The following is a 13524-nucleotide window of genomic DNA, read 5'->3' on the forward strand; positions in this document are numbered from 1 at the left end:
CCCCGGGAGAGCGAGAACTTACGCCGGTCGCCCGGGCTTCTCGCGGACTTGGCCGATTCGTGACCGGCCGGCGGCCCTCCTGTCCGCCGGGCCGCCTGCCCTGCTGCTCTCCTGCCCGCCGGGTCGCCGGGTCGCCGGGTCGCCGGGTCGCCGGGTCGCCGGGTCGCCGGCCGGAGGCGGGCGGGCCCGGGCGCGTGCCTACGCCGGGGCGGGGGCCGGGCGGGGCGGCAGTACGGCGCAGGTGGTGGTGCCGTGGGCGTACAGCCGGCCGTCGGCCACGCCGGTCACCCGGGCCTCGGCGGTCGCCACCGTCCGGCCCACGTGCAGGGCCAGCGCCTCGCAGCGCAGCAGCCCGGTGTCGGCGAACACCGGGCGGACCAGGTGCACGTTGAGCTGGGTGGTGGTGTAACTGGTGCCGGCCGGCAGCAGGCTCATCACGGCGCAGCCGAGGGCGGAGTCGAGCAGGGTGGCGAGGTAGCCGCCGTGGACGCTGCCGAGCGGGTTGTAGAGGTGCTCGCCGGTGGTGCCCTCGAAGACGGCGCTGCCGGGGCCGACCTCGGCGAGCCGGAAGCCCAGGGTGCTCGCGATCGGCGGTGCCGGGATCTCGCCCGCGACGATGGCCCGCAGCACCTGCTCGCCCGACAGGCCGGTGTACGAGGCGGCCGGCGGAGCGGGCGTCCAGTGGTGGGTCCGGGTGCGGATGCCGTCGGCGGTACGGGCGGCGGCCCGAAGATCGGTGGTCATGGCTCCCAACCTGCCCGCCGGCCGCGGCCCGCTCAAGTACGGAATCCGTACCTGCGGCGGCGGTACCCTGGCCCGCATGGACGGCAACCCCCGAGGCTACGGCCAGTTCTGCGCGGTGGCCCGGGCCCTGGAGGTGCTCGGCGAGCGCTGGACGCTGCTGGTGGTCCGCGAACTGCTGCTCGGCTCGACCCGCTTCTCCGAACTCCGGGCCGGACTCCCGCAGATCTCCCGCACCATGCTCTCCGCCCGGCTGCGGACCCTGGAGGCGGCCGAGCTGGTCGAGCGCCCCGCCACCGGCGGCTACCGGCTCACCGAGGCCGGCCGCGCGCTGCGCGGCGTGGTCGCCGAACTCGGCGGCTGGGCCACCGCCTGGGACCGCACCGCCCTGCGGCCCGACCACCTCGACGCCCGGGTGCTCGGCTGGGACATGCACCGCCGGGTGCACCACGACCGGCTGCCCGACCGGCCGGTCCTGGTCGAGCTGCACTTCCCCGACGCCAGGCCGGACCGCTTCTTCCTGCACACCGCACCGGGCGGCGTCACCCTGTGCGCGGACGGCCTCGGCCGGCCGGTCGCCCTGCGGGTCGAGGCCGAACTGGCGGCGTTCACCGGCTGGTGGATGGGCGAACTGAGCTGGGACCGGCTGCTGAAGAGCGGTGCGGCCCGGCTGGAGGGCCCGAGCGAACTGCGCCGGGCCTTCCCGACCTGGTTCCGCGGCTACGTCTTCGCCCCCGGCGCCGGCTGAGCCGCCCGCCGGCCGGCGGCCTCAGCGCGCCGGGGCGATGTTCTGGTTGGCGCGGAACAGGTTGTCCGGGTCGTACGTCCCCTTCACCCGGGCCAGCCGGTCGTAGTGGTCGCGGTAGGTCGCGCGGACCCGGTCCTCGCCCTCGTCCATCATGAAGTTCACGTACGCCCCGCCCATCGAGTACGGGTGCAGCTCCTCCCAGTAGCCGACGCACCAGTCCCGGATCACCCCGGCGTTGGCGGGATCCGGGTCGATGCCGCCGAACACCCCGGACCACACCGCGTCCCGGTAGCTCCACGCGGTGTCGTCCCGGCCGACCCGGTGGGCCGCGCCGTCGACCGGGTACAGGTGCATGGTCGACAGGCCGGTCGGGATGGCGGCCGCGTACTTGGCGTGCACCTCGATCGCCTCGTCGGTGATCCGGTCGAAGAAGTCGCCGCGCCAGTACCACTGCAGGCCCGGCGGGAGCAGCGGGTCGAAGGTGCTCTGCAGCGCCGGGTAGGGGATCGGCGTCGCGAAGTGGAAGGCCGGCGGGCCCGCGTCGGCGACCGGCGCCAGGGCCGCGTCGAGGCCGTCCAGGTCGCCGGTCCAGCACCACACCACGCCCGCCATCCTGCGGCCGTGGATCTCCTCGGGGAACGGCGGCCCGGGCGGGATCACCAGCGCCGCGAAGAAACCGCTCAGCTCGTCGGGCTGGTGCGGGAGGAAGTCGCGGTACCAGCGCAGCACCTCGGGCGTGCGCTCGACCGGCCAGACCGTGACCCCCAGCCCGACCGTCCCGACCGGGTGCAGCCGGAAGGTGAAGGAGGTGACCACCCCGAAGTTGCCGCCGCCGCCGCGCAGCGCCCAGAACAGGTCCGGGTGGTGGTTCTCGTCCGCCGTCACGAAGCCGCCGTCGGCGAGCACCACGTCGGCCGACAGCAGGCTGTCGATGGTCAGGCCGTAACGGCGGGTGAGGTGGCCGTGGCCACCGCCGAGGGTCAGGCCGCCCACCCCGGTGGTCGAGATGATGCCGGCCGGCACCCCGAGTCCGAAACCGTCCGCGGCGTGGTCGAGTTCGCCGATCAGCGCGCCGCCGGCGACCTGCGCCGTGGCGGCCACCGGGTCCACCCGCACCCCGCGCATCGCCGCCAGATCGATGATCATCCCGTCGTCGACCAGGCACAGCCCGCCGCCGCTGTGGCCACCGCCGCGCACCGCGACGGCCAGGCCGTTGTCCCGGCCGAATCCGACCGCCGACATCACATCGGCCGCGTCCGCGCACGGCACGATGGCGGCCGGCCTCCGGTCGATCATCCCGTTGTAGATCTTGCGAGCCTCGTCGTACCCCGGGTCGCCCGGTCCGGTGACCGGCCCGCGCAGGGTGCCCCGCAGCGACTCGTACATTGCCGTGTCCATCGCGCTCTCCTCGCTGCGGACCGGCCCGGCACCCGGAACGACGCACCGCGCCACCACCGGTCGCCCTCCGTGACCGCAGCCCGACGTCCGCCCGTGCCCCACGGGCCCGGGCAGGCTGCGCGAGGGCGGGCACCGCGAGCTCGGGCTCCGCGTGAGCCGCCCGCTCCTTCCAGCATGCGCCGCAGCCCCGCCCGCCGCACGGCAGCCGACCGGGCCGCGGCCAACGCCGCCCCCGCCCCCGCGAGTTCGGGCAACCGTGCGGCCACCGAGCCGCCGTACGCCTCCCGCGGATGCGACGCGCACGACCCGCCGGGCCGCCCGGAACCAGCCGGTCGGGAGCCGGAACCCCGGGCGACATCCGGCGTTAGCACAACGGCCGCATCGGCCCCCGAGACTGGTGCGCGATCACCCCCGGTGACCGCTCCCGGGCTGGGAGTAGGCCCTTGATCGAAAGGCTGCGCAGCCAATGGCACCCCGCCTGTCCGTCGTCGTCCCGATCTACAACGTCGAGCCCTACCTGAAGGAGTGCCTCGACTCGATCGCCGCCCAGACCTTCACCGACTTCGAGTGCGTGATGGTCGACGACGGTTCCCCCGACGGCAGCGCGGCCATCGCCACCGCCTACGCCGCCGAGGACCCCCGCTTCCGGCTGGTCCGCCAGGAGAACCGGGGACTCGGCGCCGCCCGCAACACCGGCTGGCGCCACGCCGACGCGGGCGCCCAGTACCTGGCCTTCGTGGACAGCGACGACACCCTGCCGCCCAGCGCCTACCAGCTGATGATCGACACCCTGGACCGGACCGGCTCCGACTTCGCCGCCGGCAACGCGCTGCGCTTCCGCGACGCCTCCGGCTACTACCCGTCCCACGCCCACCGCAAGCCGTTCGGGGAGACCCGGCTGCGCACCCACGTGACCGAGATCCCGTCCCTGGTCACCGATCGCACGGCGTGGAACAAGGTGTACCGGCGGTCCTTCTTCGACGGCGCCGGCATCCTCTACCCCGAGGGCATCCTGTACGAGGACGCCCCGGTCAGCGTGCCGCACCACTACCTCGCCAAGAGCGTGGACGTGCTCTCCGAGCCGATCTACCACTGGCGGGTGCGCGAAGGGTCCGACGCCTCCATCACCCAGCAGAAGACCGACCCCCGCGGGGTGATCGACCGGGTCCGCTCGATGGAACTGGTCCGCGAGTGGCTGCTCGCCCGCCCCGAACCCGAGTTCCGCGACTACCTGACCTCCTACGACGCCAACAGCCTCGCCGAGGAGATCCCGATGTTCTTCTGGTCCGTCCCGGACGGCGCCCGGCCGTTCCGCGAGGCCTACCAGCAGCACGTCAGCCGCCTGCTGCACGCGATCGGCCCCGAGCAGATCGGCCGCCTCGGCGCCCAACTGCGGGTCAAGTACCGCCTCACGCTGGCCAACCGGATGCTGGAGTTCGTGCTGCTGCAGCGCCTCCACCGGCTCGCCCGCCGCCGCCCCCGGCTGCGCCGCGCCACGGCCTGAAGGGGCCGGGCGGGCCGCGGGGAGATCCCGGCGCGGCCCGGTGCGCTCCGGCGCACGCCCGCGCGGTCGGGGGCGTGCCCGTGCCCGGGCCGGTGGTCACCGGCCCGGGAGCACCTGCCGGGACATCAGCTGTGCGCAGGTCACAGCAGGAAGAGCTTGGTGAAGGGTGAGGTGATCCGCTCCTGCCGGGAGCCGAAGTCGACAAGGACCGCGATCTCGCCGTTGCCCTCGACGCTGATGGTCCGGCCGAGGCCGTACTCGTCGTGCGTCACACGGTCACCAACGGCGAATCGCTTGGGCGGCGGTGGGGCCGCGGTACGGAAGGGGCTGGTGGGAAGGTGGCGCCGGGGCGCGGCTGAATTCGTCATCGATGCCAGTATGCGCCTGATCCGATGTACGGGAGTGATCCGGGACCTCAAATTTCTGAATCACACGGCCCCGGCGGCGGTCCGTGCCGCCCCTGGCCCGCCCGCGAGTTGATCACCGTCCCGGTGCGGACGGGCCGCCGGGGCGGGCCCGCGGCGGCCGCCGAAAAGTCGGCGCCGGTAAATCCCCCGTTACGGGTCGGACCCTGCTACAGTCGTGCTAGTTGCAGTTTTGGTTCCCATGAACTTTGTGTGCGCCTGCTGGTTGTGACGGCAGGCGCATTTTGTTTCCCGGTATTTCCGGGCGGGTCATCATGGCGGCGACGCGGAGCTTGCGAAGTGTGAGTTCCGTACTGCCCATTGAAGGAGATTTTTTTATGGCTACTGGCACCGTGAAGTGGTTCAACTCGGAAAAGGGCTTCGGCTTCATCGAGCAGGAGGGTGGCGGTCCGGACGTGTTCGCCCACTACTCGAACATCAACGCCAGCGGTTTCCGTGAGCTGCTCGAGGGCCAGAAGGTCGAGTTTGACGTCACGCAGGGCCAGAAGGGCCCGCAGGCGGAGAACATTCGCCCGCTCTGACATTCGCTGCCCGGCGCACACCGCCGACAGCCGAGGCCCGTACCGCGTCCGCGCGGTGCGGGCCTCTCGGCGTTCCGGGCGCCTTTGGAGCCTCCCCGCGGGCCCCGGCGCCTCCCCGGGGTCTCGTCAGGCGCCTCCCCGGGTCTCCTCAGGGGGTGCCCGTCGGGCCTCGTCAGGGGTGCCCGCCGGGTCCGTGCGGTGCGGCTTCGCCGGGGGTGCCGTGTGCCGGGTGCGCCGGGTGTGCGGTGGGCGCGCGCTGGGCGCGGTGGGCGGCCACCCGGACGCGGGTGGCGCAGCGGGGGGAGCAGTAGCGCTGGGGCGTCCGCCGGCCGGTGTCGATGAACCAGCGGTCGCAGTCGGGCGCGGCGCAGCTCCCCCAGGCGCAGCCGCCGCGTTCGCCGAGCCACAGGCCGAGGGCCAGGGCGGCGGTCGACAGCAGCCAGTGCGTCAGGCCGGCCTCCCGGGGTGCCCGCGAGTGGACGGACCACGGGCGGCCGGGGAGGCGGACCAGCCTGGGGCGGGCGGGATAGCGGTCGAGCAGGTCGTTGATCAGCCCGGCGGCCGTGTCCTCGTCGCGGGTGGCCAGGATGCGGACCAGGTGGCCGGTGGCCCGTCTGAGCTCGTCCGCGTCGGCCTCGGTGAGGGTGAACGGCGGCCCGCCGTGGCGTTCGATGAGGGCCTGGAGCGCGGCCGGTCCCGCGCCGGGATCGTCCTGGACGGCGTTGGCGAGGTCGGCGATGAAGTGGAGCCCGCGGGGATTGCCGTCGCCGAGTTCCGCAGCCATGGCCTCGTCCTCCGTGTTCGGTGGGTCGGTGGGTCGGATGGATCGTTGTCCGTATTTCGGTGCAAGTGGTCCGAAATGCGGTGCTTGCCGGGCCTGAGGGGTGGGCCCGAGCCAATGGTAACGTCCAATCGCATAAGTTGGCGTTACGTCCTGGGGGCGTACCGCCCCACTCGCCGTGCCCCGGAGCCGTACGTCCTGCGGGGGCGGCCGGGCCCTGGGGAGAGCCATGCACGTCCCGACGACGACGCCGGTACTGATCGTGGGGGGCGGCCCGGTCGGCCTGACCCTGTCGGTCCTGCTGTCCGAGTACGGCGTGGACCACCTGCTGGTCGAGGCGCACCCGGGTACCTCCCGGCATCCCAAGGCCCGCGGCGTCTCGGCCCGTTCGATGGAGATCCTCCGTCGCTGCGGCCTGGAGGACGCCGTCCGGCAGGCCGGGCTCCCGGCCTCCCAGGTCTTCTTCTACCGCGGCCGCGACCTGGTCGACCCGGAGTTCGTCCGCACCGGCGTTCCGGTACCGGCGCAGGACGGCCGGGAGGCCACGCCCGCGCCCGGCCTGATCTGCTCCCAGGACGCCCTGGAACGCGTCCTGGCCGGCCGGGCCCGCCGGCTCGCGGGCCCGGCCGTGCGGTTCGGTACCCGGCTGCAGTCCTTCACCGAGCGGGACGGCGCCGTCCACGCCGTCCTGGAGGACCGTGCCACCGGCCGTCGGCGGACCGTACGGGCGGACTGGCTGATCGGCTGCGACGGGGCGTCCAGCACCGTCCGCACCGGCGCGGGCATCGCCATGGAAGGGCCCACGGGCCTCGGCCACTACCTCAGCATCCGCTTCGAGGCACCGCTCGGTCCGGTGGTGGCGGACCGGGCCAGCGCCTCGTACTTCCTCACCGCCCCCGGGTGCGGCGGATTCATGGCGGTCGACAACGACCGGCACTGGATCTACCAGCACCCCTTCGACCCCGCCGCCGGGGACCTCGAGGGGGACTTCGACGGGCACCGCGGCGGGGACGGCGCCGGGGACAGCGATGGGGGCAGCGGAGGGCAACTCGGTGGGTCGGCGGCCCCGGAGGTCTCGGCGGCCCCGGCGGCCGACCGGGGTCGGACCTCCCGGCTGGTCGCGCTGGTCCGGGCGGCCGCCGGCATCCCGGACCTGGAGGTCGAGGTCCGGGACACCATGGCCTGGCGGATGGACGCCCGGCTGGCCGCCGGGTACCGCCGCTCGCGGGTGCTGCTGGCCGGCGACGCGGCGCACGTGGTGCCGCCGACCGGCGGGCACGGCATGAACACCGGGATCGGCGACGCCGACAACCTCGCCTGGAAGCTCGCCGCCGTCACCGCGGGCCGCGCCGCCGACGCGCTGCTGGACACCTACGAGGCCGAGCGCCGCCCACTCGCCCGGCAGGTCATCGACCTGTCGCTCGCCAACGCCGGGTCCCGCACGGGCTACCGCATCGACGACGAACTCCTGCTCACCGCCGCCTACCGCTCCACCGCCGTCCTCCCCGACCCGGAGGACGCGGACCAGGTGGCCCCCGGCCGGTCCCCGTTGGACCCCGCCGGCCGCCGCCCGGACGCCGCCCCCGGGGAACGAGCCCCCCACGTACGGCTCACGGGCACCGGCGGGATCACCTCCACCCTGGACCTGGCCGGCCACGGCTTCACCCTGCTCACCCCGGCCGAGGCGCCGGCCTGGCGACGGCAGGCCGAGCACGCCTCGGCCGCCGGACTCCCCGTCACGGCGAGGGCGGTCGAGGGCGGGACGGTCACGGGCGGGACGGTCATGCGCGGGACGGTCGCGGACGAGACGGTCATGCGCAGGACGGCCGCAGGCGGCGGCCGGTACGAAGGCGAACCCGGCAGCTGGGCGGCCCGCTGCGGCATCCCCGGCAGCGGTGCCGTCCTGATCCGCCCCGACGGCCACATCGCCTGGCGGTCCACCGGCCCCGCGCCTGCCGACCCGGGCCACCTCACCGCCGTACTCCGGCGCATCCTCGGAACCCCGGGCGCCTGAGGCGGCAACAGCCGTCGCTGGTGGTCGGCCGATCCGGCGACTTCGGAGGCGTCAGGTCGGAGCGGAAATGTGTTCGCAGATGGGCGATGTCGTTGATGTACGATCACCCGGCCGACCGCCGCGAAGCCCGCAGCGGGGCCCGTACGTATTCGTATCCCGGGGGACTGTTGAAGATTCGTCGTTCGCTCGCCGCTGCCGTTTTCCTGGCGACCGCCGCCGCACCCGTCGCCATGGGCGCAGCCCCGGCGTTCGCCGACACCGCGCCGGCGGGGCAGGAGCAGACCGACCCGGCCGAGACCAAGGCGGACGGAACCAAGGCGGCCGAGACCAAGGCAGACGAGGCGAAGACGGACGAGACCAAGGCGGACGAGGCGAACCGGGCCGCCATCGAGAAGCTGCTCGTCTACCCGAACGACTACCTGCTCACGGCCCCGAGCACCTACCTGCGCGAGCACGTGGCCGAGGCCCTGGCCGGCACCCCGGCCGACCGGGCGCACTTCCTGGCGAAGGAGGTGGACAAGATCCGCCGGGACGACGCGCGGATCGCGATCCTGCGGATCATGAGCGCGGGCGGTCCGGCCGTGGAGAAGGCCGGCTTCGTCGCGTTCGAATCGGACGACATCGAGACCTTCCGCGCGTTCCTGAAGACCGGCCAGTACGTGGCCCGGGCGGAGGACGAGAACCGCGCCGAGGTGCAGCGGATCCTCGACGACCCGAACAGCGGGTCGGTGGTGCGGGAGGCCGCGGAGGCTGCGCTGGCCGGTACGGCCGCCGACGTCGAGCGCTTTCTCAAGGTCGGGCTGAAGAACGCCACGGAGGTCGACGACCGGATCCGGACCACCCGGATCATGTCGGTCGGCGGACCGGCGGTGCGCAAGGCCGCCAACGCGGCCCTGAGCGGCACGATCGAGGACATCCGCGCGTTCCTGAAGACCGGCCAGTACGTGGCCCGGGCGGAGGACGACAACCGCGCCGAGGTGCAGCGGATCCTCGACGACCCGAACAGCGGGCCGGAGGTGCGCAAGGGCGCGAAGGCCGCGCTGGCCGGTACGGCCGCCGACGTCGAGCACTTCCTCAAGGTCGGGCTGAAGACCGCTGCAGCGGACGACGACCAGATCCGGGCCACCCAGATCATGGCGGCCGGTGGTCCCGCGGTGCGCAAGGCCGCCAACGCGGCCATGAACGGCACCATCGAAGACATCCGCGCGTTCCTGAAGACCGGCCAGTACGTGGCCCGGGCCGAGGACGAGAACCGCGCCGAGGTGCAGCGGATCCTCGACGACCCGAACAGCGGGCCGCTCGTCCGGGAGGGCGCGCAGAAGGCACTCGCGGGCTCGGCCGCCGACGTCGAACACTTCCTGAAGGAAGGCCGGTTCGCGGCCCTCGCCGCGGACAAGGCCGCCGCGGAGGCCGCCCGTGGCACCTCGGGCGCCGGTCGGCCGGTCACCACGGTGGCCGCGGTCGCCGACGTCCGGACCGTCGGTGAGGACTCGCTGGCCAGCACCGGCCCGACCACCCCGCTCGGGCAGCTCGCCGCCGCCGGCGGCGCGGCCGTCCTGCTGGGCGCCGGCGCACTCGTCGCCGCGCGCCGCCGCCCGCAGGCCTGACCACTCCCCCCCCCGCCGGTCGGTGCGCCCGTCGCGCCGGCCGGCGGAGTGCTTCCGCGGCCCGGGACCTGTGCCTGCCCCTGCGCCCTGGCGTCGGTCAGTACGGGAGCAGTCCAGCGGTGACCTCCCCGGGATCGCGGTGGCCGCCGAGCGACTGCTCGGCGAGGAGTTCGGACCGGACGAGCTCAAGGAGGCGGCCCATCCAGTTCCGCCCGCGGCTGTCAGGGACGTCCCGCCAGAAGGGCGAGTCCGAGAAGCCGGTGTAGCTGATCGTCGCGTCCCCGGTGGAGAGCAGGACTCCGGCGAGCTCGGGGTGCTGGGTGAACTTCGCGCGCAGCAGGCCGGCCATGGTCGCGAGCCGGATGGCAGGCCAGTCCGCTCGTTGGACCGCCCGGCCGCCCAGGTCCTGTGCCTCCCGGCCGGACGGAGCCTCCTGGACCAGCCGGCGATCGGCGGCGTCGGCAGCCGACAGGGCCCAATGGCCGTGGAGCACGGACGGGTAGGTCCCGCCGGCGAAGGTGATCTGCGCCGGGTAGTCGTTGCGCAGTACGAACAGGCCCAGCGCCTCGGGCCAGCCCTGCGGGAAGACGGACTGGTGGGAGATGACGGCCGCCTGGCCGGGTCCGCTCGGATCGTCGGCGTACTGGACGGCCCGCCGCTCCTGCTCGCGGGCCACGCCTTCGTCCCCGCGACGGAAGTAGTCCAGGGACTCCTGGTGCATGTCCGCCGTCACGACCGGGCCATCCCCGTCCACGGCCTCACCCGGATCGGTGACCAGGATCCGCAAGGGGCGGTCCTGGAGGTCCATGTCGCCGAGGACATAGATCCGCCGATGTGGTGGCACCGCCAGGTAGGCGTCTCGAAGGAGCTCGCGATTCCGCTCCTCGGGCTCCTGCTGGTAGCGGCGGATCGCCTCCCAGCAGCGCTGCCCGGTGGTCGGTCGGCCGTTGAGTTCCTCGATCTTGTCGGCGACCTCGCTCAGGAAGCCCTCCGGGGTCAGCGGTTCACCGTGGCGGGAGCGCCACTTCGAGGGTTCGTCAGGAAGAGCGGGAGCGCCGGGCCGTGTCACGGAGATTCGGCCCGAGGCCAGGAGCTTCTCGAGGCCGGCCAGGTCGGTCCGGTCCTGACACCTGACCGCGCCGTCCGCGAAGACGATCAGGTCGTCGAGGTAGTACTCGGCATCCCATCGACTCCGCTGCCAGACGTGGCACCAGACCCCGTCGATCCTCTCCCCGTCCACCGTTCGATACGTCGGTCCCCGCCATGTCATGGGTGCACGCTACTGCCTCGGTGTCATGGCGGTGCCTGCTTCCGGCTCGGTCCTGGAGAGCCGGTGGGGCAGTCCCTGTGATCTACATCGCGTCATGCCGACCCTTGGAGAGCCTGCCGCTGCTGCCCGGATCCACCGCGGTTCAGGCCCGTTGGCGTCAGCCTTGGCGTCGAGCGACACGAAAAAACCCCCGAAGCGAGCTGCTTCGAGGGCATCGTGCCTGGTCGGGCTATGTGGCCAGGGCCGGGGTCGAACCGGCGACCTTCCGCTTTTCAGGCGGACGCTCGTACCAACTGAGCTACCTGGCCGTACTGCACCGCCTCTTACGAGACGAGCGATCCTGACGGGACTTGAACCCGCGACCTCCACCTTGACAGGGTGGCGAGCTAACCAACTGCTCCACAGGACCTCGTGCGGATCTCATCCGCCTCAGCGCCTTGCGGCACTGACTTTACTACGGTACTACCGTGCCCCCAACGGGATTCGAACCCGTGCTACCGCCTTGAAAGGGCGACGTCCTGGGCCACTAGACGATGAGGGCTTGCGGCCCGCCCGGCTGGCTTTCAGCGGTCGGGGACGTGAGAAGCATATGGGATGCCGGGCGGGAAAGCCAAAACGGTTTCGGCCCGGCGGGTCAGCGGCCCAGCTCAGGGCCGGTCGGGTGACCCCGCGCGGTGCGTGCCCGGGCGGTCAGGACCAGCCGAGTTCGTGCAGTTCGTGGTCGTCGAAGCCGAAGTGGTGCGCCACCTCGTGGATCACGGTGATGCGGACCTCCGCCACCGCCTCCTCCTGGGTCTCGCACTGCCGCAGCGTCGGCCCCATGTAGATGATGATCCGATCGGGCAGCACCCCGGCGTACCACTCGCCCCGCTCGGTCAGCGGGGTGCCCTCGTACAGGCCGAGCAGGTCGGGGGCGGCCGGGTCCGGTTCGTCCTCGACGAAGACCGCGACGTTGTCCATCAGGGCCGCGAGCTGCGGCGGGATCTGGTCGAGGGCGTCGGAGACCAGCGTCTCGAACTCGTCCCGGGTCATGTCCACCGCCTCATTGTCGGATGTCCCGTGACGACGTGCCAGATGATCGGCGCCAGCGATTCGCCGGGGTGATTCACCGGGGTGGTTCACTGAGGTGTGAAATCGAACCCCGCCGGAGCGCCGCCCCGGGCCGCCGTTCCCCGGCGCCCGGCCCTGCTGCGCGGCCAGGGACCGACCGTGGCCGTCGTCGCGGTCGGCGGGGCCCTCGGCGCGGTCGCCCGGTACGGCGCCGGGCTGCTGCGGCCGGCCGCCCCCGCCGCGTTCCCCTGGACCACCCTGCTGATCAACGCGGCGGGCTGCGCCGCGATCGGGGTCCTGCTGGTGCTGGTCACCGAGGCCCGGTGGGGGCACCCGCTGCTGCGGCCGTTCCTGGGCACCGGGGTGCTGGGCGGGTTCACCACGTTCTCGACCTACACCGTGGACGTCCAGCGGCTGATCGACCTCGGCGAGCCCGGACGCGCGCTGTCCTACCTGCTGGGCACCGTCCTCGCGGCGCTCGCCGCGGTCTGGGCCGCCGCGACGCTCACCCGCCTGGCCGTCGGCCGGAGACCGGCATGACGGCCGGGGACGCGGTCGCGCCGGCCGGGCCCGTCCGGGAGCTGCGGGCCACCGTGCTGATCGGCGACCACGACACCTGGCACCACCGGCCGCTTTCCGCCGAGATCGTCCGCCGGGCGCACGCCGCGGGCCTGGCCGGGGCGAGCGTGTTCCACGGCGTCGAGGGCTTCGGCGCCGGCGCCACCGTGCACACCTCGCGGCTGCTGTCGCTGAGCGAGGGCCTGCCGGTGGCCGTGGTGATCGTCGATGAGGCCGCACGGGTCCGGGCCTTCCTGCCGGAGCTGGACGGGCTGATCGGCAGCGGCCTGGTGGTGCTCGACGAGGTCGAGGTGGTCCGCTACGGCCGGGGCGCGCCGGACCGCGACTTCGGCCGGGGTGCGCCGGGCGACGACCGGGGAGGCGACCGGTGACCTGGCTGCTGGTGATCGCCGGGGCCGTGGTCGGCGCGCCGCTGCGCTATCTGACGGACCGTGCGATCCAGTCCCGGCACGACTCGGCCTTCCCCTGGGGCACCTTCGTGGTGAACGTCGCCGGCAGCCTGGTGCTCGGCCTGCTGGCGGGCGCGGTGGCCGCCGGCGCGGCGTCCTCCCGGCTCCAGCTGCTGATCGGCACGGGTCTGTGCGGGGCGCTCACCACGTACTCGACGTTCTCGTACGAGACGCTGCGGCTGGCCGAGACGGGCGCGCGGCTGTACGCGGTGGCGAACGTGGCCGGCAGCGTGCTGGCGGGGGTCGGCGCCGCGTACACCGGGACGGCGGCCGCCCGCGCCCTGTGGGGCTGACGGGCCGGTGACGCGGTGCCGGTGACGCGCTGTCCGGGCCGCGGGGCCCGCGGAGTCGCCGGGGCCGCGGCCCCGGCGACGGGCCCGGGACGCGGCCGACCGGGCGGTTGCCCGTGTCCGGCGGGGCGGCCGCGCGTTGGGCAC

The 13524-nt window shown here is 73.7% G+C and carries 14 protein-coding genes and 3 tRNA genes; 8 read left to right on the forward strand and 9 right to left on the reverse strand.

From position 1 onward, the window contains the following. Positions 1-198 precede the first annotated feature (198 nt). On the reverse strand, positions 199-744 hold the full coding sequence (locus AC2TEW_RS02450; RefSeq protein ID WP_484621569.1) for a PaaI family thioesterase: 546 nt from the start codon (positions 742-744) through the stop codon (positions 199-201). Between AC2TEW_RS02450 and AC2TEW_RS02455 the strand changes: the two genes are divergently transcribed. Then, complete coding sequence (locus AC2TEW_RS02455) at positions 743-1489, forward strand: winged helix-turn-helix transcriptional regulator (protein ID WP_484621570.1); 747 nt, start codon at positions 743-745, stop codon at positions 1487-1489. The genes AC2TEW_RS02450 and AC2TEW_RS02455 overlap by 2 nt on opposite strands. A 21-nt stretch (positions 1490-1510) precedes the next feature. Here the strand turns inward: AC2TEW_RS02455 and AC2TEW_RS02460 are convergent, their stop codons facing one another. Beyond that, the gene (locus tag AC2TEW_RS02460) at positions 1511-2887 is read right to left on the reverse strand and encodes an FAD-binding oxidoreductase (protein ID WP_484621571.1); all 1377 of its coding nucleotides are present in this window, start codon (positions 2885-2887) and stop codon (positions 1511-1513) included. 466 nt (positions 2888-3353) lie between these two features. Here AC2TEW_RS02460 and AC2TEW_RS02465 point away from each other — a divergent pair, with 466 nt between their 5' ends. Continuing rightward, positions 3354-4391: a glycosyltransferase family 2 protein gene (locus AC2TEW_RS02465; RefSeq protein WP_484621572.1), complete on the forward strand. Its 1038-nt coding sequence runs from the start codon at positions 3354-3356 to the stop codon at positions 4389-4391. 140 nt (positions 4392-4531) lie between these two features. Here the strand turns inward: AC2TEW_RS02465 and AC2TEW_RS02470 are convergent, their stop codons facing one another. Continuing rightward, positions 4532-4759, reverse strand: a complete 228-nt coding sequence (locus tag AC2TEW_RS02470; protein ID WP_033823596.1) for a hypothetical protein — start codon at positions 4757-4759, stop codon at positions 4532-4534. Positions 4760-5133: 374 nt separating this feature from the next. Here AC2TEW_RS02470 and AC2TEW_RS02475 point away from each other — a divergent pair, with 374 nt between their 5' ends. Next, a complete protein-coding gene (locus tag AC2TEW_RS02475) occupies positions 5134-5337 on the forward strand; it encodes a cold-shock protein (RefSeq protein ID WP_033823595.1) in 204 nt (67 codons plus the stop codon). Between the two features lie 172 nt (positions 5338-5509). Here AC2TEW_RS02475 and AC2TEW_RS02480 read toward each other — a convergent pair whose 3' ends face one another. After that, entirely contained in the window at positions 5510-6121 is a 612-nt protein-coding gene (locus AC2TEW_RS02480; RefSeq protein WP_484621573.1) for a CGNR zinc finger domain-containing protein, read from the reverse strand. Between the two features lie 226 nt (positions 6122-6347). Between AC2TEW_RS02480 and AC2TEW_RS02485 the strand changes: the two genes are divergently transcribed. Continuing rightward, the gene (locus AC2TEW_RS02485; RefSeq protein WP_484621574.1) at positions 6348-8132 is read left to right on the forward strand and encodes an FAD-dependent monooxygenase; all 1785 of its coding nucleotides are present in this window, start codon (positions 6348-6350) and stop codon (positions 8130-8132) included. A 167-nt stretch (positions 8133-8299) separates the two neighbouring features. After that, on the forward strand, positions 8300-9739 hold the full coding sequence (locus AC2TEW_RS02490) for an ALF repeat-containing protein (protein WP_484621575.1): 1440 nt from the start codon (positions 8300-8302) through the stop codon (positions 9737-9739). A 97-nt stretch (positions 9740-9836) separates the two neighbouring features. Here the strand turns inward: AC2TEW_RS02490 and AC2TEW_RS02495 are convergent, their stop codons facing one another. From AC2TEW_RS02495 to AC2TEW_RS02515, 5 genes are all read right to left on the reverse strand, one after another. Further along, positions 9837-11009 carry an NADAR family protein gene (locus tag AC2TEW_RS02495; RefSeq protein WP_484621576.1) on the reverse strand — a complete coding sequence of 391 codons (1173 nt, stop codon included), beginning with the start codon at positions 11007-11009 and terminating at the stop codon, positions 9837-9839. 234 nt (positions 11010-11243) lie between these two features. Next, positions 11244-11317 (reverse strand) — tRNA-Phe (locus tag AC2TEW_RS02500). Between the two features lie 27 nt (positions 11318-11344). Continuing rightward, a tRNA-Asp gene (locus tag AC2TEW_RS02505) sits at positions 11345-11418 on the reverse strand. 59 nt (positions 11419-11477) lie between these two features. Beyond that, positions 11478-11550: transfer RNA gene (locus tag AC2TEW_RS02510), tRNA-Glu, on the reverse strand. Between the two features lie 149 nt (positions 11551-11699). Beyond that, on the reverse strand, positions 11700-12041 hold the full coding sequence (locus AC2TEW_RS02515) for a metallopeptidase family protein (protein WP_033823592.1): 342 nt from the start codon (positions 12039-12041) through the stop codon (positions 11700-11702). A 96-nt stretch (positions 12042-12137) separates the two neighbouring features. Here AC2TEW_RS02515 and crcB (AC2TEW_RS02520) point away from each other — a divergent pair, with 96 nt between their 5' ends. Genes crcB (AC2TEW_RS02520) through crcB (AC2TEW_RS02530) form a run of 3 tightly spaced genes read left to right on the forward strand, consistent with a single transcriptional unit; the run spans position 12138 to position 13380 of the window. Beyond that, the gene (gene crcB, locus AC2TEW_RS02520) at positions 12138-12599 is read left to right on the forward strand and encodes a fluoride efflux transporter CrcB (RefSeq protein WP_484621577.1); all 462 of its coding nucleotides are present in this window, start codon (positions 12138-12140) and stop codon (positions 12597-12599) included. After that, a complete protein-coding gene (locus AC2TEW_RS02525; RefSeq protein WP_484621578.1) occupies positions 12596-13009 on the forward strand; it encodes a DUF190 domain-containing protein in 414 nt (137 codons plus the stop codon). Before crcB (AC2TEW_RS02520) ends, AC2TEW_RS02525 begins: the two co-directional genes overlap by 4 nt. Beyond that, positions 13006-13380, forward strand: coding sequence for a fluoride efflux transporter CrcB (crcB, locus tag AC2TEW_RS02530; RefSeq protein WP_484621579.1), 375 nt, complete (start codon positions 13006-13008; stop codon positions 13378-13380). Before AC2TEW_RS02525 ends, crcB (AC2TEW_RS02530) begins: the two co-directional genes overlap by 4 nt. The last annotated feature ends 144 nt before the right edge of the window (positions 13381-13524 follow it).

The organism is Kitasatospora sp. NEAU-CNBT7 (assembly GCF_057220535.1).